Here is a 19,424-nt window from a genome sequence, read left to right as displayed (position 1 = left end):
TTTATTTTAACCCAGCAACCTTATCTTCTTCAAGAATTTCATTGGTATGTTGTTGTACTTGTTTTAAAATATTGTTTAGGTTTTCTGTAGTATCAATTTCTTTATCTGCTATCATATTTAATAGGGCTTTGTCTTGAGCTCTACCTATTTTCATAGCTTTAGCATAATTGATGTTTTCATTGAATGTAACCATAGAGTATTTAGAAAAGTATTCTGTTGGGAATGTTTTCTCTAAATCCATTTCTAGTTTGCGCTTTTCCTTAAAGATAGGATTAGCTACATGGTCACGCATTTCGTAATAGTTATCTATAGCCAAATCAGCAATGGCATCTGTATCTACTTTTCGTATTTTTTCATAAGCCTTAAATGTAGCATTCCAATCACCAGAGTGTTGATCCATAATACTATCAAAAACTACTACATCTTCAAATGAAGCATTCATACCTTGTCCGTAAAAAGGTACTATGGCATGAGCAGCATCACCCATTAATAAGGTATTGCCTTTGTATTGCCAAGGACTACATTTTACGGTTCCTAAAGCTCCAGTTGGGTTACCAAAAAATTCTTTATCTAAATCTGGGATTAGTTCTAAAGCATCTGGAAATTGAGTTTTAAAAAACTCGGTTACTTTTTCTATAGTAGTTAAATTATTAAAGTTGTATTCACCTTCATCATAACTTAAAAATAAAGTAACTGTAAAACTTCCATCCAAATTAGGTAAGGCGATTAGCATATACTGTCCGCGTGGCCAAATATGTAAATGATCTTTACTAATTAAGTGTTTACCATTAGAGTCGGCTGGAATTTCTAATTCTTTGTAGCCATGAGTCAAATAGTTTTGTGAGTAACTAAATAGAAATTTCTTTTCTAGGTAGTAACTCTTTCTTAAAGAAGAGCCAGCACCATCTGTTCCGAAAACAACATCACCTGTAACTGAAAATTCTTCTTTTGATTCATAACATTTAAAATGAGCAGTGTTGTTTTCTATGTCAACACCAGTACATTTTTTATTAAAATGAAGTGTTACATTTTCATGTTGTTCAGCCTCGTCTAGAAGTAAACCGTTTAACCCCCCTCTTGAAATAGAATTGATATATTCACCATCTCTTCCAGAATAATTAGATGAAAAAGTATTTCCTTCTGTATCGTGAATCAATCTTCCGTACATTGGAATACAAAGAGGTTCTACTTTATTTTCAATACCCACTAGCTTCATGGCTTTAATTCCTCTATCCGACAAAGCTAAGTTGATAGATCGACCAGCAGAAATATCTGTTGTTCTTAAATCTGGTCTACTTTCGTATAAGTCAACTTTGTAACCTCTTTGGGCTAAACGTAAACCTAATAGCGAACCACATAGTCCAGCTCCAATAATTATAATATGTTCTTGTTTAGCCATTATAATAGTGTTTTTAATTTTTCAACCATTCTAAATACATCTTCAAAAGAGTTGTACATAGGTACTGGAGCGCAACGAATAACATCTGGTTCTCTCCAATCTGTAATAATATGATTATCTGTTAAAGCTTTGTGCAAACTTTTATCAGCATTTTTTACTTGAACTGAAAGTTGACAACCTCTTTCTTTAGGATTTGTTGGAGTAATAACCTTAATTCGATCTGTATCAATTTGATTGATTAAGAATTCGAAATATCCAGTTAACTTTTCAGATTTCTCTCTTAATGCTTCCATTCCAACATCATTAAACATATCTAATGATGCTTTAATAGCTGCCATAGATAAAATAGGTGGGTTACTTAATTGATAACCTTCTGCTCCAGGAATAATATCTAAGTCTTGACGCATATTAAACCTGGTAGATTTATTATGACTCCACCAACCAGAAAACTTCTTTAAGTCTTTGTTATAAGCATGCTTTTCATGAATAAATAAACCTGCTAAACTTCCTGGTCCAGAATTTAAATATTTGTAGGTGCACCAAGCGGCAAAATCTACACCTGAATCATGTAAGTTAGGTGATATGTTTCCAGCTCCGTGAGCTAAATCAATACCAACCATACAGTCTTTTGCATGACCTAATTCAGCAATGCGTTTTATATCTAGATACTGACCAGTATAGTAGTTAACACCTCCAATTAATAACAGCGCAATTTCATCACCTTGCTCATCAAGAATAGTCTCTAAATCTTCCATTCTTAATAATTCTTCACCTTCTCTTGGTTTCCACTCTATTAACCCTTCTTTTGGATCATAACCATGAAAATCTATTTGAGATTCAACAGCATATCGATCGGAAGGAAATGCATCAGATTCAATTACAATTTTATATTTTTTATCTGTTGGTTGATAAAATGATACCATTAGCAAATGCAAATTGGTAGTAAGTGTATTCATAATTACTACTTCAATAGGTTTTGCACCAACTATTTTAGCCATTGAATCCGTTAAGAATTCATGATAAGGCATCCATGGGTTTTTAGCTTCAAAATGACCTTCGACACCAAAATTAGCCCAGTCTGTTAACTCTTGGTTAATATATTCTTTTGTTGATTTTGGCTGTAACCCTAAAGAGTTTCCACACATGTAAATCCACTCATTTCCACTTTTGTCTTTAGGTATATGGAATTCTTGTCTTAAATGACTGATTTTATCTTCTTTATCTAGTTGCTTAGCGTAATCTAAAGTTGCTTGAAATGCTATTGACATTGCTTGTTGTTTTAATAATTGAAACAGTGTTTCACAAATATATAAAAATTAAACCGAAACAAAAAGTTTCGGTTTTGAATGTGTTTAGTCTTTTAGAATTTTGACTTTAAAAACCTTTTGATCTTCATTGAAGATATTTAAAATATATAATCCATTTGATAAATTTGAAATATTAATTTCTTGACTAGAATTAAGGTTAGAATTAGTTTTTATAACCACTTGCCCAATTGTATTAGTTATTCTAAATTGATACTTTTTTAAAATAAATAGATTAGAGTTTATTTTAATATAATCCGATACAGGGTTTTCAACCAAATAGAAATTATTATCAGCCAATTGATTGTCTTCAATGTTTAAAGAAGTAATAGTAATGTCTTGCGATGTTATAGAAATTTTTCCACAATTTGAAGTAGTAAGGGTGATGGTAAAGTTCCCAATGCTAGTGTAGGTATGGTTTGGGTTTTCATCTGTAGAGGTGTTTCCATCTCCAAAATCCCATAAATATGATACTCCATAGTCACTAGTGTTATTGAAAGTGTAATTTTCATCAGTATTAGTATAGGTAAAATTAGCAACAGGATCATATTTGCCAATATTCCATTCTGAAAAATCATTGAAAACTACTTCTTTTACAGCGTTTTTTATAATATCTGCATCTGCTGCATTTAAGGTAGAATTAAAGGTCACTAAAGTTGGGTCTTTTCTAAAAATAGTACAATAGAAAGTTATAGCTCCTGCATAGCTACCAGTTAAAGAAGGGTGACTTCCATCTCCAGAATATAAATCTAATGTAGGGTGGTTGGTTCTTAAATATCTCCACACAACACCTACGGGAGAGGTAATTCCATTATTGTTATTAGCCATAGTTTGGTAACGTTGTCTGAGTAAATCGTCCATTCCTTCATAAGTACAAACGGGAGGCCAACCCGAACAGTTTCCGGCATCACCATTTTCTCTACCCCATGTCATATAAAAAGTTGTAGAAGCACAAGGATTATGTTGTTTAATTAAATTACTTAATTGAGTTGCATATGGATATACTTCAGTTTCAACTTGGGCATCTGGAAAGGAAGGGAATTGACTTTGCTCTTGTAAAACAACATAGTCCCAATTTCCTGCTTGAATTTTGTTGATACTTGTGGTGTTACTAGCATGTCCTTTCAATCGATATCCTCCAGGGGTGTTAGAGTCAAAAGTAAAAGTGTCTCCAACAGAAGCGGCAGTTTGCTGAATTAAAGAAGGAAGGTTGTTAGAAGTGGTATAACTGTTCCCTAAAAACAATACGTTTTTAGACTCTTGACCTATCAAGATTTGTATACTAATTAACATCAGTATAATATATATATGTTTCATGAGTTATGAATTAAGGGGTGAACAAAACTAACGAAAATATTTTTTTGTAAACTAAATTAACTGAACATTAATGTTTTAATAAATGAGGGAACTTTTTCTTAAATCGATTTAATCTAGGAATCGACACATTTTGTACATAAGGATTTTCTGGATTTAAACGCTCATAGTTTTGGTGGTAATCTTCGGCTTTATAAAATGTTTCTATCTGCTGAATTTGTGTGACAATTTTGCCATCGAAAGTAGATTGATTTAATTCTTTGGTAAGCATGTTTATAGTTACCTCTTCTTTTTCATTACTATAAAAAGCAATAGAACGATATTGTTTTCCTTTATCAGGGCCTTGTCTGTTTAAAGTGGTAGGATCATGAGATCCATAAAAAACTTCTACTAAGGTTTTAAAAGATACTTTTTTAGGATCGTAAATTACTTCTACAGCTTCTGCATGATCGGTTAATCCGTAGCTAACTTTTTGATAAGTTGGGTTTTTCTGAGTTCCACCAGCATATCCAGAAATAACTTCTTCTACGCCATTTACACTTTCGAAAATAGCTTCTACACACCAAAAACAGCCAGCAGCAAAATAGGCTTTTTCTAGTTGAGTAGACTGGTTAGTTTTTATTTCGGTTTTATTTTGAGTTTGCCCACATGAATAGGTTAGCAAAGCAATAAAAAAAGGAATTAAAATCTTCTTCATAACAATTTTTTAAATTGAGTCGGATAAGATTATAATTCCTTAATCGTTATTTTAAAGAAAAATAATTAAAACCAGTCTAAACGCAAACTTTTAATTTTTGCTTTGTCAGGTATACTGGCTATTTCTATGGTTTTAGAAAAGTCATATTTGTATGCTCCGGGTAACTCATCTATAGAAATGGTAATATAAAAATCTTGGTTTTTAAACTCAACATTGATGTTGTTTAATATTCTATCAATTTTTGAAACTTCGTAGTGGGTTGTGAAATCTAAAAAAGTACTATTTAAATTAATCCCTTTGTCAGTTTTAAACCGGTCATCATTTATAGTTACAATGTTAATGGTAGCATTGTCGTCTAATGTTTCAGAAGGCGATAATGATAATAAATGTTTACCACCTTTTTCGTAGATTTCAATATCTGTACTGCTCCCAGCAAACTCGTCGCCTGCAACTCTTTTTACTATTGAATCGTTTGCAAATACAGAATCTATTTGTTTAACGGTATAGTTTCTTTCTAATACTCCAATTTTGTCTTTTTGAATTAAAAATGGATCAGTTTTTTTTGCGCATTGAATAAAAGTTAAACTGGATAGTGTTAAAATAAATAGTTTTTTCATAATGTTTGTATTTCTTGTTGAGGTTTAGTTATTTTTTCGAATAAGCAATTAAAACCTCTTCTTTTTCATTGTGTAATTTTAAGTTATTGTTTTCATCTAATGAATAATACCAACCAAATGGTTCGTTGTCAATTTTATAAAAATTCACATTATTCTCAACCTTAAAGAAAATTAATTTTTGTAATCTTTTATGCTTTCTCATGTATAGGTTTTTATCATTCATTTTTATAAATGCAAAAGAACCATCTTCTTTAAGGTTTTTAAAGGGCTGTAATTGCCACCTTCCTATTACCTTAACTTCTTTTAAAGAACTGTATTTTTTTTGTTTTATATAATTATTAACTAGATTCTCTATAATTGATTTGCTGTTATTTTTTTCTTGATTAAGTTTTTCTAGTAAAGATTCATATAAATTGTTTTGTTTGTATAGGGAGTATCCATAAAAACTTATTGAGTAAGATTCTAAAATATAAGCTTTACCTCCCATAAGTTTTTCATATCCATATTTGTTAGCACATTTTTTAATAATTGGCCAATAAATTAAATTAGAAGAAGCAACTACGCTATGAGAAAGATTAGCAATTGGTACATGATTACTGTAACTATTGTGTTTCTCAATTAATATTACAGACCTAATCATATTACAGGTAGATATTGAGTCATAATCAATAATATTCTCTGTTTTTAATAAAATGTTTTGATCTATTTCATTCAGTTTTTTCCAGTATGCTTCTTGTTTGGTATTAGTGTCAAGTGAAGCTATTTCATTTTTAAATTTTTCTATTGGTATTTGAGCAAAGAAGAGATTAAAAGTAAGAGTTGAAAGAACTAGAGAGAACTTTTTTAAGTGTTTTAGTTTCATTGTTTCTTGTAATATCCTATTAGGTTTTTAATGGTTTCTTTCCAAAAGTGAGATGAATTTTTAAAAGCAGCTTTATAAAGTCTTTTTTGACTTTCATGTATGATAAATTCTTTTTTTCTTTTTTCAGGTAATAAAATAGCTAAAGCCAAACCACCCCACATTTCTTTTTTATGATCTGAAGGAAATGTACCTGAAATAAAATCTAAATCAATAAAATGAATGTGATCAGATTTTGTAAAATTGGCAGCCTTAATTCCTTTTCTACAGATAGGGTTAAAACTATCGTGAAATATAATATAAAGAGGTTTTTTAGGGATGTAGTTTAAGAAAAGATTAAAGTCATTTTTTACCCCTTTGTAACTATGATCTCCGTCTATTAAAACTAAATCTAATTTTTTATTGTTATTGTTTAATTGATTGATGATATTAGGAACAATATCTTTAGATTTTCCAATTAAAAAATCAACATTAGAAAATTGATTGGTTCTTTCATCTCTTAAGGAACTATCAACATCAATAGAGTAGACTTTTTTGCAATATTTTTGTAATACTTGTAAACTACCTCCTTTATAGCAGCCTATTTCTATAGCATTATCAGGTTTAATGGTTTCTAATAGTTTTATAAAAGCATATTTCTCAGTACGAGACATAGACCATGGAATACTATATTCATTTTCAAGTAAAAAAGGAATATCTGAATTAACAGTATTGAATATTTCTGGATTAATATTCATTTAAATTATCTCATCAATTTTTTTAACACTCCAAAAGCAGCTCTAATAAAAGTAGCGCTGGTTAACACTTTTACTACTGGATTTTGTCTTGTACTTCGTCTACTAGAACTTCTTTTTGCTGCTTTTTCTTTTTCTTTTCGTTCTGCTTCTTTGACTTTGTCTTCTTGTAGATCTTTAATTTTATCCTCTAACAACTCATAAGCACTTTCTCTATCGATAGTTTCCTTATACTTAGGTATTAGTTTTGAGCTATTAATTAACTCATTTAATTCTTGATCGGTCAAAACATCCATTCTACTCATAGGCGCCCTCATCATAGTAGCGGCTAATGGAGTAGGTCTGCCTTTTTCATCTAATGCAGAAACTAATGCTTCACCAATACCAAGAGAAGTTAATACTTCAACTGTGTCATAAAAGTCCGTGTCTGGATAATTTTGAGCTGTAAGTTTAATGGCTTTTCGGTCTTTAGCTGTAAAAGCACGTAAAGCATGTTGTATCTTTAGTCCTAACTGACTTAATACGGCATCTGGTACATCGGTAGGGTTTTGAGTAACGAAGTATAAACCAATTCCTTTAGAACGTATTAATTTTACAATACTCTCTAATTGCTCTAAAAGAGCTTTAGAAGCATTTTTAAATATCAAATGAGCCTCATCTATAAACAATACCAGTTCAGGTCTTCCGGAATCTCCTTGTTCGGGAAATGTCTCGTAGATTTCGGCTAATAAGCTCAACATAAAAGTTGAGAATAATTTGGGTTTGTCTTGTATATCTGTTAAACGAAGAATGTTAATGTAACCTCTTCCGTTTTCGTCTATTCTGGTTAAATCATTAACCTCAAAAGACTTTTCTCCAAAGAATAAATCACCACCTTGTTGCTCTAACTCAATAATCTTTCTTAAAATAGCACCAGTAGAGGCAGTTGAGATTCTTCCGTATGCTTCTTGAAACTCTTGTTTCCCTTCTCCTGTAGCAAATTGAAGTACTTTTTTAAAGTCTTTTAAATCTAATAAACCTAGTTGATTGTCATCACAATATTTAAAAACTACCGATATAATTCCAGCTTGAGTTTCAGTAACGTCTAATATTCTAGATAACAAAACTGGCCCAAATTCAGAAACTGTAGCTCTCATTCTAACACCTTCTTGCTCTGATAGGCTTAAAATTTCAACTGGAAACTTTTTAGCTTCAAAAGGTAATCCTATCTTTTCATGGCGTTCATCTATTTTTAGATGCCCAGGACTTGGTTGAGCTAAACCACTCAAGTCTCCTTTCATGTCCATTAACAAAACCGGAATACCTTTATCGGATAAATTTTCTGCTAAAACTTGTAAAGATTTGGTTTTACCAGTACCAGTAGCACCAGCAATTAATCCATGTCGGTTTAGAGTTTTAAGAGGTATTTTTACAAAGGCATTTGTTAGAGTTTCTGTTTCTAACATTGCAGAACCTACGGTAATGTAATCTCCTTTAGTAGTATAACCTTTGTTTATGTGGTCAAAGAATTTTTCTTTATGAGACATGAATATCTTTTTTTGATAAAAATAATGATATATAAAAAAAGAGCAATAAAAATTGCTCTTAAATATATTTGTAGAGTGTTTATTATCTGTAGGCTTCAAATAAAATAACCATACCGTCTGCATATTCATTTACATTAATAGTAAAGCCATCGCTGTTAAAAGCTGTAACAGTTGCCTTAGTATGGCCTAATAAATTACCATTTTGGTTACCATATCTAATTCCTATAGCGTGAGAGCTTGAAGCAAATCTTGAAATGTCGTTTATAGAGTTTCCGTGTGCTCCTATTGCAATAACCTGTTGTTGTATATTGTCATCGTAATTTGTTGCATAACCATTCATTGAAGCAAATGCATTAGATATACCGGAATGATTGTTTTGATTCATTTCATTATCATCACTTAAATTGTACGATTCAACATTGGCATGGCCAACAAATGTAATTCTGCTGGGTTTAAAAGGAATTCCTGTGATAGTAATATGACCAGAGTTATTAATAATAAATTTTCCTGAGTAACTAGTAGAAGCTAAATAAGCGCCTCCGTCTGTTCCAGTAGATATGATATTGTTTGAATCTGTGCTAACGATGTTGTTAGTTTGTAATGCTTGCCATAATGGGTAAGAAGGAGTTCCTGTATTGATTTCTAAACTATTTGTAGTAGAATTAAAAATTACCAATCCTTTTGCAGGAGAAGAAATAGTATTTCTTTCTGTATTGGTTAACCTAGGTAGTAAAACACCTTTGTTGTTAGAATTGATATCTAAAATTGAAGAGCTATCTGGGTTAGTTGTACCAATACCTACTTGTGAATATGTATTAATGCTTAATAGTAAAAATAAGATAAATGTTCTCATAGTATCATTTTTTTGTCCATTCGAATTTAATTAGGACTAAAACAAAACCACTGTATATTTAGTTTTACCAGTAAGAATATGGTTAAGAGGGATGAAAAAATAGATGAAGTGATTGTTTTTTTATTAAGTGGTTTAAATAATTACCTTTGCCCAACAATGAAAAGAGAAATAAAGGAATTAGTAGATAGAGGTGAAATGCTTCCATTAATGGAAGAGTTTTATACCATTCAGGGAGAAGGTTATTTTAAAGGAACTGCCGCTTATTTTATTAGAGTAGGTGGTTGTGATGTTGGTTGCCATTGGTGTGATGTTAAAGAAAGTTGGGATGCTAATTTGCACCCACCAACAAAGACTGATTCAATAGCTGAAAATGCGGCTAAATATTCTGATACTATTGTGGTAACAGGAGGAGAGCCTTTAATGTGGGATATGAATCCCCTTACTAAAGCTTTAAAGGATAGAGGAGTTAAAACGCATATAGAAACTTCTGGAGCATATGAGTTAACAGGAGATTGGGATTGGATTTGTTTGTCTCCTAAAAAAACAAAATTACCATTGCAAGAAGTGCACAAAGCTGCACATGAATTAAAAGTAATTGTATATAATAAGCACGATTTTAAATTTGCTGAAGAGCAAGCAGCACAAGTAGGAGAGGATTGTATTCTGTTTCTACAGCCAGAGTGGAGTAAAAAAGACGAAATGATTCCATTAATGGTAGAGTATGTAATGAAGAATCCTAAATGGAAAATGTCTTTACAGACTCATAAGTATATGAATATTCCTTAATTTAGTCTAAAGCCGGGTTATCCTAGCCAAAAAATCATAATGATCTCCTTCTGTTACTAACTCACAATTTAAATTATTAGCCATACAGGCATTTTGTAGGGTGTTATAATCTAAGTACAACCAATCAAAGGTAGCTGAGGCTTCTCCTTTATAACTCATGGTAAATTCTACTTCACCATAATATTTGTTAGCTTGAACTAAAACACTGCCATCTTCTTCTTGGTCGAACATATAAATAATATCTGAAGAGTCAAGTAGAATTTGTCCGTTAGGCTTTAATAGAGATTTAAGATGTTGTAAAAATAAATTGATACGTTCAAGTTTACCACAAATACCAATACCGTTCATTAGTAGTAATAAAGTGTCATATTGATCTTTTTGCTCGAATAGGTTTTGATTAAAGCAATTTTTTATGCCTCTTGCTTTAGTTACTTCTGTAGCACCTATTGAGATGTCAATGGCTGTAACATCTAAGTTTTTTACATTCTGAAGATATAAAGAATGAGAACCAGCCCCACAACCAACATCTAACACCTTTCCTTTAGCTAGTTGTAAAGCTTTTTGTTCTATTACTGGCATTTCTTTGTACGAGCGAAATAAATAAGGTAAAGGCATTTCATCTGCTTCAGAAATGGTAGATTCTGTTATAATATCCTCCGAATAGTTATTGTTATAGTAATCTAAAAGAGCAGTTCCTAGAATATCTTTCATTTTGTTGTTTTGTTTTTATGGGTTAAAGACCATATCACATTTAAAGAAAATATTATTAACGATATTATTTGTAATAAAAGTAAGAGTGAATTTGAAATTAATTCTAGGTGATTAAAAAAAATAATTGAGATTATGAGTAACAAATGTACTTTTGAATATATGATGTTTGTAATTCTTTTAAAAAGTGTTAACAATCCATAAATAATTACAAATGTTGTGTTTAAATAGGTTTTCGAAAAAAATAGCCAGGTGTTAATATCAAATTCCCAACCAACAGTTTTGTTAAAACCAATTTGTGAGGATAATGTATAACTTGGTAATAATAGAGAGTTTAAAAGAATTAATAAAAAAAGTTTTTTTTGCACTAAACTATTAAATGTCATCTTTGTCATAAGCTATATATGAAAGAACAAAGAAAACAAATATCTTTGTACTATGGAGGATATTTTAAAGGAGTTACCCAAATTAGCAGCAGAAAAAAAAGAAGAGTCTAAAAAGTTTTTTAAGCGACTGAAGAAGAGAGTGCCTAAAAACTTAGATTATACCATGCAAGAATTGCATGAAGAAGAGTTTGAGCGTACAGATTGTTTAGAGTGTGGTAACTGTTGTAAAACTACAAGTCCGTTATTTATTAGAAAGGATATTGAGAGGATTTCTAAGCATCTTAAAATGAAAGAACATCAGTTTGTTTCTCAATATTTAGAAATGGATAGCGATGGTTTTATGGTGTTGCAGCAATCTCCTTGTGCTTTTTTGGCAGAAGATAATTATTGTTTAATATACGATGTTAGACCAAATGCATGTAAGGAGTATCCCCATACTAATAGGAGAAAGTTTCAGCAACTCACAGATTTAACTCTAAAAAATACAGAAATATGCCCTGCAGCATACAATATTGTAGAAGCTATGAAGAAAAGGATTAAATTGAAATAATTTGTATCTTTAATTCTTAGGGCATAGCCGCAGTATTTAAACTTACCCTCAAAAAAGACATTACTTAAGATTAAAAATGTAAGTATGTTTGTTATTGGTCATAGAGGTTGTAGAGGTATTTTACCAGAAAATACATTAGATGGTTTTATAGAGGCTATTCGTTTAGGAGTAGACGCAATTGAGCTAGATATAGTAGTTTCATTAGATGAAGAAATTGTAGTTTCTCATGAAGCTTTTATGTCTAGAGTTACCTGTACATTTCCTGATGGATCTACTATTAAAGAGGTTGATGATCAAAAAATTAATTTATATCACATGCCTTATGAAGAGATTAAGGCTTTTGATTGTGGTTTAAAACACCATTTTAAATTTCCTAATCAAATAAAAATACCAGCTTATAAACCATTACTAGCCGAAGTAATTATTGCTTGCGAAACATATTGTAAGCAACACAAAATAAGGCCAATAACGTATTTAATAGAAATAAAGAGTAAACCAGAATTATATGGTTTGTTTTATCCAAATCCACAAGAATATGTAGCTATACTTTTAAAAGAGGTATTGCCTTTTCAATTAAAAAGTAGACTAGTTTTAAAATCTTTTGATGTAGAAATACTCAACGAAATTAAATTAAGAGATTCAAAAAAAAGAATTTCATTATTAATAAATAGTGAAGAAAGTATAGATGAAAAATTAAAACAATTGAACTTTAAACCAGAAATTATTGGCCCATATTTTAAATTGTTAAATGAGTCAATGGTTGCTCAATACAAAAGTGAAGGTTTTTATATTTACCCTTGGACTATTAATGAGTTAACAGACATGAAAGCAGTAAAAAAAATGGGCGTAGATGGTATAATTACTGATTACCCAGATAGATTAATTAACTTATTATCTTCAGGAAAATAAACTTCTTTAGTAAGAGTAAATTAATAAATCAAGTATTTTTCCCTCATTAAATTGTAATTGTTCAATCCACTTTTCCATGAAGCTTTAATTTCTTGAAGACTTGCTCCATTTTCAATTTGTTTTTGTAATTTTTTTGTGCCTGCTAACTTGATAAAAAATGAGTTAAAGAAATTATCTTTATTAGGTGTCTTTTTATAAGCATCTATAATCCATTCTAGATTTAAGTGGTCAAGCTTGGTTTTATTACTTAAATCTTTACCATAACAAATTGTGTTTTGGTGTTTCGGATATTTGGCTCCTTCGTTAGGATGAGGAGTAAAGCTAAAATTAGATTTTGGTAAATGCGGTGCTCCGTAAACTTGGAATTGTTTATTAGTACCTCTTCCAACGCTTATATTAGTACCCTCAAAAAAACACAAACTTGGGTAAAGGTTAATAGCAGTGTCATTTGGCAAGTTTGGAGATGGTTTAATTGGTAAACTATAAACAGATTTCTTTGTGTAATTAGCACAAGGGATAACAGTTATATTGCATTGCATACCGTTTTTTAACCACTTTTCACCGTTAATCATTTTTGCGTATTCACCTATAGTCATTCCATGTACAACAGGTATCGGGTGCATGCCAACAAAACTTTTGTTTTCTAATTCTAAAATAGGACCATCAATATAATGTCCGTTTGGGTTAGGTCTATCAAAAATTAATACCGGAATATTATTCTCTGCACAAGCCTCCATAATGTAGTGCAAAGAAGAAATGTAGGTGTAAAATCGGGCACCAACATCCTGGATATCAAATATCATAATGTCTAAACCTTCTAATTGTTGTTTTGAAGGTTTTTTGTTTTTTCCATAGATTGAAATAATATCAATACCTGTTTTAGCGTCTTTACCATCTTTAATAGTTTCGCCAGCATCTGCTTTTCCTCTAAATCCATGTTCAGGAGCAAATACTTTTTTAATATTGATATTAAGAGTAAGAAGAGAGTCTACTAGGTGTGTGTAATTATTTGTGGTGAAAATTACAGAAGTTTGGTTGGCTACAACACCAACAGTTTTGTTTTTTATCAGAGGTAAGTAGTTTTCTGTTTGATTAGCTCCGGTAATAATATCAAGAGCCTTTCGAGTTGATTCTTCAAGCTCGGTTTTATCATGCTTAATAGGCTTAATCTCTTCTTTTTTTTGAGATTGACAACTATTCGCTAAAAAAAGAAAGCCTACAAGAATTAAAAATGTATTTTTGGTAAATACTAAAAGAGATTGACGCATTGAATTTCGAATTATTTATAGCTAAAGGCATAATTGCCGCTAAACAGTATAAAAGTAGTGTATCCTCTCCAATTATAAAAATAGCTATACTAGCAATTGCTTTGGGGATGATCATGATGCTTATAGCTGTAGCTGCGGGAATAGGGCTGCAACAGAAAATTCAAGAAAAAGTTTCTGCGTTTAACGGACATATTATCATATCTAAATATGATAACAATCAATCAGATGTTTCAGCTAAGCCAATCTCAATCAATCAAGGGTTTTATCCAAATTCATCTATAGAAGGTGTTACTCATGTACAGGCAATAGCTAATAAAGGAGGTGTAATTAGAACTGAAACCGATTTCGAGGGGGTTCAGTTAAAAGGAGTTGGGAAAGATTATAACTGGTCTTTTTTTAAGGAACATTTGGTCGAAGGGAAGTTGCCAAATGTTTTAGGAGAAAAAGAAAATAATGAACTTTTAGTGTCTCGTTTTTTGGCTAATAGATTGGGTTTTGAGTTAGGAGATAAAGTTAAGACCTATTTCCCTAAAGATGATTTAAATAAAATTCCTAGCAGACGTTTTTTTGAAGTAGTTGGAATTTATGATTCAGGTTTTCAAGACTTTGATAAATTAATTGTTATAGCCGATATTAGACATGTGCAGAGAATGAATAAATGGAATAAAGATGAGGAAGGAAATTATTTACAGGTAGGAAGTTTTGAAATTTTTATAGATGACTTTTCTAATTTAGAGCAAAAGGCAGATGAGTTATATAACCAAACTAATTCTTTTTTAAATGTTACTCCTGTTAGTCAAAAGTTTGATTCAATTTTTGAATGGATTAAAGTATTCGATTTCAATATTTATTTAATTATTGGAATAATGATTATTATATCTGTTATTAATATGAGTGTAATGTTGTTGGTGTTAATTTTAGAAAAGACAAAACTTATAGGTATACTCAAGGCTCTAGGAAGCAATAACTGGAGTGTAAGAAAAGTGTTTTTGTATAATGCATCTTATATTGTTTTAATAGGGCTTTTTTGGGGTAACTTAATAGGTTTAAGTTTTCTGCATTTACAAGATGCTTATGGAATACTAAGTTTTCCGAACCCCGAAGCTTATTATGTAAAAGAAATTCCGGTTTCCATTAATTATGTATATGTAATACTGTTAAATATAGTGACTTTTACAATTTGCTTTTTATTGCTTCTAATACCGTCATATATCATAACTAAAATATCTCCTGTCAAGGCTATTCGTTTTGATTAGAAAATAAAAAAAGCCATCTTTAATTTAGATGGCTTTGTGTTTTAACTCTCAAATAAAACCTCTCGTAAGTTTTTTTCGTCATAAGCATTTACAATGTTTTTAAAATCTTTTCCTTGATCTAGTTCTTTATTTTCTTTTAAAAACTTGATTAAAATAACGGCTGCTTCATAATGTAATTCTCTTACATCATTTTGCTCTAAATAAGTCTTTCCTTTAGGCGGATTGATGTTACAAGTAATAATCCTGTTGTAATTTAACTTCTGATCTAAAATATAATTTACCATAGAAGTTTTGTAAAGACTAACTAAGTATTCATCGTTTTTAATGGCATTGTATAATTTTCCCATCACAGGAAACGTGTAGTCACCAGTATATACTAACCACCTATCTACAGCTTTTATAGCGTCCATTTTGTCCTTGTCTTTTACACTAAAAGGTTGAAATAAAATATTTTTACTGGCGTTAAGAATTTCATGTTCTACGGTATTATACTGATCACTATTTTTAAATGCTTCTAGCTTTTTTAATAAAGTAGTGTGCTCTTGACAAAAACTAAAACTGATCGATAAAAAAAATAGAATTAAGGTGTAAGCATTTTTCTTCATTGTGTTAGATTGAATTAAAGTTAGTAATTGAGTTTGGGATAAAATAAAAGGGTCAATACTCATTCGAGTCGACCCTTTATATATTGTTTAGAATAGGGCTATTAATTTTTAGCCATTTTAGATTTTTTCTTCATAAAAGGTTCAATACTGCTGTAGTTTGGAGCAACAATTTCTTTTCCGGTACGGTCTATAAAACCAAACTTTTCTCCATTAACAGTAATTAACGCCCAACCTTTTTTAATATCATCAAATTGTCCGATTTCTGAGTATTTTGGTTGAACAACTAAATTTCCTGATCGGTCTATAAAACCATATTTAGCATCGGTAAGTACTAAAGACCATCCTTTTTTATATTTGTCAAATTCTTCTATTTTTTCAAATTTAGTGTCTAAAACTTTATTACCAGTCTTATCTATAAAACCGAAGAATGAATTTTCTTGAACCAAAGCCCAGTCATCATGAATCTCACCGAACTTGTTTATTTTTTCAAAAACAGGGTCTACAGTTTCTTTACCTCTTTTGTCTATAAATCCGTATTTTCCGTTATATTTTATCAAGGCCCAATCCGCATAATATTCGCCGTAGTTACCTATGAACTGATATTTAACTTCAACAATTTCTTTTCCGGTTTTATCTACAAAACCAAATAATCCCTCAAAGCCAACTTTGGCCCAGCCAGATTTCATTTCGTCAAAGTTCCCCAGATAATGATACTTAGGAGCTATTATTTCAGTTCCTTTATCATTAATCATTCCGTAAAGATCTCCGTTTTGTACTGTAAAGAATTCTTGAGCATTTGCAGACAGTGTAATGAATGCAATTAGAATAAATAATTTTTTCATTTTAAATAGTTTTTTAGGGTTATGTTTTTTTTTGTGGTGATATAAACTTAGGTAAAAAAACTGTTTAATTAAATAAACTTTTGTTAACGACTCGTTAAGATGCGAATATAATTGTTGAAATGCATTTTTGTTAAATAATTTACAATTCGTTAACAATATTGTAAAAAAATGTATAAATACTTCATGTGTTTTTTATTGTAGATGAATGGCTTACCTTTGCGGTTCTCAATATTTTAAATCGATAATGAAATACGCGAAAAATATACTAGAAACTATTGGTAATACACCAATGGTCAAGATCAATAAACTGGCTCAAGAGTTACCATGTTTAGTGTTAGCTAAATATGAAACGTTTAATCCTGGAAACTCAGTTAAAGATAGGATGGCTTTGACTATGATAGAAGACGCTGAGGCTGATGGTAGATTAAAGCCTGGTGGAACCATTATTGAAGGAACTTCTGGGAATACGGGGATGGGACTTGCATTAGCCGCAATTGTAAAGGGGTATAAGTGTGTGTTTGTATTGTCAGACAAACAATCAAAGGAGAAAATGGATATTTTAAGAGCTGTTGGTGCTGAGGTTGTAGTTTGCCCTACAGATGTAGAGCCTGATGATCCTAGGTCTTATTACTCTGTTTCAAAAAGATTAGCAGAAGAAACCCCAAATTCTTGGTATGTGAATCAATACGATAATCCTAGTAACGCAAAAGCTCATTACGAAAGTACAGGCCCTGAAATTTGGGAACAAACAAGTGGTAAAGTAACACATTTTGTGGTAGGAGTAGGAACTGGTGGAACAATTTCTGGAGTAGGTAAATATTTAAAAGAACAAAATCCAGATGTAAAAGTATGGGGAATTGATACTTATGGTTCTGTGTTTAAAAAATATCATGAAACGGGTATTTTTGATGAGAATGAAATTTATCCATACGTGACCGAAGGTATTGGCGAGGATATTTTACCAGAAAATGTTGATTTTTCTATTATTGATGGGTTTACTAAAGTAACAGATAAAGATGCAGCTGTGTATACTCAAAGACTAGCTAAAGAAGAAGGGATGTTTTTAGGAAATTCGGCGGGTGCAGCTATGAAAGGTTTGTTGCAATTAAAAGAAAATTTTAAACCAAATGATGTAGTGGTTGTGTTGTTTCATGATCACGGAAGTCGTTATGTGGGTAAAATGTTTAATAACGATTGGATGAAAGAAATGGGGTATTTGGATTAACCGTTTTTAGAGAATATGTGTAAAACCGCTACAAATTATGTAGCGGTTTTTTTGTATCTTAATAAGATGCAAGAAGATTTTCTACATTATATATGGCAATACCAAAAATTGAAATCTAATAAATTAGAAACAATTGATGGAGAAAGAATACAGGTCATTTCAGTAGGGCAAAGAAATGTTAACTCAGGCCCAGATTTTTTTAATTCAAGGCTTGTTATAGGCGATCAAGAGTGGGCGGGTAATGTAGAAATTCATATAAAAACTTCAGATTGGTATATTCATAATCATGAAATAGATGAAAATTATGATAATGTTATTTTACATGTAGTATGGGAAGATGATGTAGTGGTTTTTGATGCTTATGATAATCCTGTAAAAACATTAGTGCTAAAAAATAACGTAGATGAAAAAATTATAGAAAACTATAAAAAGTTACTGAGTAATAAATTATGGATTAATTGTGAATCAGATATTCATACAGTAAATAGTGTTTTATTAATGAGTTTAAAAGATAGTTTCTTGGTTGCTAGATTAGAGAGAAAATCAAAAATAATTCAAAACGACCTAAATAAAACTCAAAATAACTGGGAGGAAGTTTTGTTTAAACAATTGGCAAAGTCTTTTGGTTTAACTGCCAACACTCACTTTTTTGAACAACTTGTAAATAGTATATCATATTCGGTATTTAAAAAAGAAATAACATCAAGATTAAGCTTAGAGGCTCTATTATTTGGTCAAGCAAATATGTTAGACGACGATTTAAATGATTCTTATTATGAGCAATTAAAGAATGAGTATTTGTTTTTAAAACGAAAATACAATTTAATGCCCGTGGTAGGGAAAGTACAGTTTTTTAGAATGCGACCAGCTAATTTCCCTACCATTAGGTTGTCTCAGTTTGCAACTTTATATTCTTTAAATAAAAACATGTTTTCAAGACTTATTGAAAATGAAAGTGTGCAAGAAATTAAACAAGTATTTAAAGTTAAAGCTTCTAGTTATTGGGACACTCATTATGTTTTTGGTAAAATAAGTAATAAAAAAAACTTGTTGCTTAGTGAAGCTTTTGTAGAACGTTTAATTATAAATGTGTTTTTACCATTAAAGTATTTGTATTATAAAACTTTAGGTAAAACAAATTTTGATGTGGTTTTCGACTTGTATAAGTCCATTCAGCCAGAAACAAATGGTGTAATAGCTAAGTTTAAACAGTTAAATATTAAAGTTGACCATGCTGGAGATTCACAGGCTTTATTAGAATTAAAGAAGTATTACTGCGATAATAATAAATGTTTAAACTGTAAAATAGGAAACAAATTACTCTATCTGTAAAAAAGTTGTATTTTGCAAAGCCTATGAGCTTCATAAATAAAATAAAATATTTTTTCGAAAAACACGGTTTTGAAGTTTCCTCAAGATTAGCAGAAAGGCTGGGTATGCGAGCCAAAAACGTACGCTTGTTTTTTATATACATTTCATTCGCTACTTTGGGGGTTTCTTTTGCTCTTTATTTAACATTAGCTTTTTTGTTAAAGTTAAAAGATTTGGTATATACCAAACGAAGTTCAGTTTTTGATTTGTAAAAA

General features: G+C 30.7%; 20 protein-coding genes. 7 read left to right on the top strand and 13 right to left on the bottom strand.

Translation table 11 applies throughout. From position 1 onward, the window contains the following. Position 1: 1 nt before the first annotated feature. From ACFQ1O_RS05285 to ACFQ1O_RS05245, 9 genes are all read right to left on the bottom strand, one after another. Complete coding sequence (locus ACFQ1O_RS05285) at positions 2–1,399, bottom strand: FAD-dependent oxidoreductase (protein ID WP_377714084.1); 1,398 nt, start codon at positions 1,397–1,399, stop codon at positions 2–4. Next, positions 1,399–2,667, bottom strand: coding sequence for a kynureninase (gene kynU / locus ACFQ1O_RS05280; protein ID WP_377714082.1), 1,269 nt, complete (start codon positions 2,665–2,667; stop codon positions 1,399–1,401). The genes ACFQ1O_RS05285 and kynU overlap by 1 nt, the downstream gene beginning before the upstream one ends. Before the next feature lie 84 nt (positions 2,668–2,751). After that, positions 2,752–4,020, bottom strand: a complete 1,269-nt coding sequence (locus ACFQ1O_RS05275; protein WP_377714081.1) for a PKD domain-containing protein — start codon at positions 4,018–4,020, stop codon at positions 2,752–2,754. A 67-nt stretch (positions 4,021–4,087) separates the two neighbouring features. Next, positions 4,088–4,714: a peptide-methionine (S)-S-oxide reductase MsrA gene (gene msrA, locus ACFQ1O_RS05270; RefSeq protein ID WP_377714079.1), complete on the bottom strand. Its 627-nt coding sequence runs from the start codon at positions 4,712–4,714 to the stop codon at positions 4,088–4,090. A 65-nt stretch (positions 4,715–4,779) separates the two neighbouring features. Next, positions 4,780–5,331 carry a hypothetical protein gene (locus ACFQ1O_RS05265; protein ID WP_377714077.1) on the bottom strand — a complete coding sequence of 184 codons (552 nt, stop codon included), beginning with the start codon at positions 5,329–5,331 and terminating at the stop codon, positions 4,780–4,782. 28 nt (positions 5,332–5,359) lie between these two features. Further along, entirely contained in the window at positions 5,360–6,193 is an 834-nt protein-coding gene (locus ACFQ1O_RS05260) for a hypothetical protein (protein WP_377714075.1), read from the bottom strand. Further along, positions 6,190–6,927, bottom strand: coding sequence for a class I SAM-dependent methyltransferase (locus ACFQ1O_RS05255; protein ID WP_377714073.1), 738 nt, complete (start codon positions 6,925–6,927; stop codon positions 6,190–6,192). Before ACFQ1O_RS05255 ends, ACFQ1O_RS05260 begins: the two co-directional genes overlap by 4 nt. A 5-nt stretch (positions 6,928–6,932) precedes the next feature. Continuing rightward, positions 6,933–8,450 carry a helicase HerA-like domain-containing protein gene (locus ACFQ1O_RS05250; protein ID WP_377714071.1) on the bottom strand — a complete coding sequence of 506 codons (1,518 nt, stop codon included), beginning with the start codon at positions 8,448–8,450 and terminating at the stop codon, positions 6,933–6,935. An 82-nt stretch (positions 8,451–8,532) separates the two neighbouring features. Continuing rightward, a complete protein-coding gene (locus ACFQ1O_RS05245) occupies positions 8,533–9,303 on the bottom strand; it encodes a hypothetical protein (protein WP_377714069.1) in 771 nt (256 codons plus the stop codon). Positions 9,304–9,459: 156 nt separating this feature from the next. On the opposite strand from ACFQ1O_RS05245, the gene ACFQ1O_RS05240 reads away from it, so the two are divergent. Further along, positions 9,460–10,089 (top strand): 7-carboxy-7-deazaguanine synthase QueE, encoded by a 630-nt coding sequence (locus tag ACFQ1O_RS05240; protein ID WP_377714067.1) that lies wholly within the window; start codon positions 9,460–9,462, stop codon positions 10,087–10,089. A 6-nt stretch (positions 10,090–10,095) separates the two neighbouring features. Here the strand turns inward: ACFQ1O_RS05240 and ACFQ1O_RS05235 are convergent, their stop codons facing one another. Further along, positions 10,096–10,800 carry a class I SAM-dependent methyltransferase gene (locus ACFQ1O_RS05235; protein WP_377714065.1) on the bottom strand — a complete coding sequence of 235 codons (705 nt, stop codon included), beginning with the start codon at positions 10,798–10,800 and terminating at the stop codon, positions 10,096–10,098. 435 nt (positions 10,801–11,235) lie between these two features. Between ACFQ1O_RS05235 and ACFQ1O_RS05230 the strand changes: the two genes are divergently transcribed. Continuing rightward, a complete protein-coding gene (locus ACFQ1O_RS05230) occupies positions 11,236–11,733 on the top strand; it encodes a YkgJ family cysteine cluster protein (RefSeq protein ID WP_377714063.1) in 498 nt (165 codons plus the stop codon). A gap of 84 nt (positions 11,734–11,817) precedes the next feature. Continuing rightward, positions 11,818–12,642, top strand: a complete 825-nt coding sequence (locus ACFQ1O_RS05225) for a glycerophosphodiester phosphodiesterase family protein (RefSeq protein ID WP_377714061.1) — start codon at positions 11,818–11,820, stop codon at positions 12,640–12,642. A gap of 20 nt (positions 12,643–12,662) precedes the next feature. Here ACFQ1O_RS05225 and ACFQ1O_RS05220 read toward each other — a convergent pair whose 3' ends face one another. Beyond that, on the bottom strand, positions 12,663–13,910 hold the full coding sequence (locus ACFQ1O_RS05220) for an exo-beta-N-acetylmuramidase NamZ family protein (RefSeq protein ID WP_377714059.1): 1,248 nt from the start codon (positions 13,908–13,910) through the stop codon (positions 12,663–12,665). On the opposite strand from ACFQ1O_RS05220, the gene ACFQ1O_RS05215 reads away from it, so the two are divergent. After that, positions 13,910–15,166 (top strand): ABC transporter permease, encoded by a 1,257-nt coding sequence (locus ACFQ1O_RS05215; protein ID WP_377714057.1) that lies wholly within the window; start codon positions 13,910–13,912, stop codon positions 15,164–15,166. The genes ACFQ1O_RS05220 and ACFQ1O_RS05215 overlap by 1 nt on opposite strands. Before the next feature lie 41 nt (positions 15,167–15,207). Here ACFQ1O_RS05215 and ACFQ1O_RS05210 read toward each other — a convergent pair whose 3' ends face one another. Both ACFQ1O_RS05210 and ACFQ1O_RS05205 read right to left on the bottom strand, forming a co-directional pair. Continuing rightward, entirely contained in the window at positions 15,208–15,834 is a 627-nt protein-coding gene (locus tag ACFQ1O_RS05210) for a hypothetical protein (protein ID WP_377714055.1), read from the bottom strand. Positions 15,835–15,872: 38 nt separating this feature from the next. Next, complete coding sequence (locus ACFQ1O_RS05205; protein ID WP_377714053.1) at positions 15,873–16,613, bottom strand: WG repeat-containing protein; 741 nt, start codon at positions 16,611–16,613, stop codon at positions 15,873–15,875. A 244-nt stretch (positions 16,614–16,857) separates the two neighbouring features. On the opposite strand from ACFQ1O_RS05205, the gene ACFQ1O_RS05200 reads away from it, so the two are divergent. The 3 genes from ACFQ1O_RS05200 to ACFQ1O_RS05190 all read left to right on the top strand — a co-directional run bounded on the left by ACFQ1O_RS05200 (position 16,858) and on the right by ACFQ1O_RS05190 (position 19,421). After that, complete coding sequence (locus ACFQ1O_RS05200; protein ID WP_377714051.1) at positions 16,858–17,838, top strand: PLP-dependent cysteine synthase family protein; 981 nt, start codon at positions 16,858–16,860, stop codon at positions 17,836–17,838. Positions 17,839–17,904: 66 nt separating this feature from the next. Continuing rightward, a complete protein-coding gene (locus ACFQ1O_RS05195; RefSeq protein ID WP_377714049.1) occupies positions 17,905–19,170 on the top strand; it encodes a DUF2851 family protein in 1,266 nt (421 codons plus the stop codon). 23 nt (positions 19,171–19,193) lie between these two features. Then, positions 19,194–19,421: a PspC domain-containing protein gene (locus tag ACFQ1O_RS05190; protein WP_377714047.1), complete on the top strand. Its 228-nt coding sequence runs from the start codon at positions 19,194–19,196 to the stop codon at positions 19,419–19,421. Positions 19,422–19,424: the final 3 nt, after the last annotated feature.

Source organism: Pseudofulvibacter geojedonensis, from assembly GCF_042675745.1.
GTDB lineage: Bacteria > Bacteroidota > Bacteroidia > Flavobacteriales > Flavobacteriaceae > Pseudofulvibacter > Pseudofulvibacter geojedonensis.
Note: the sequence above shows the minus strand (reverse complement) of the source record. Positions and strands in the feature narration are given on the sequence as shown.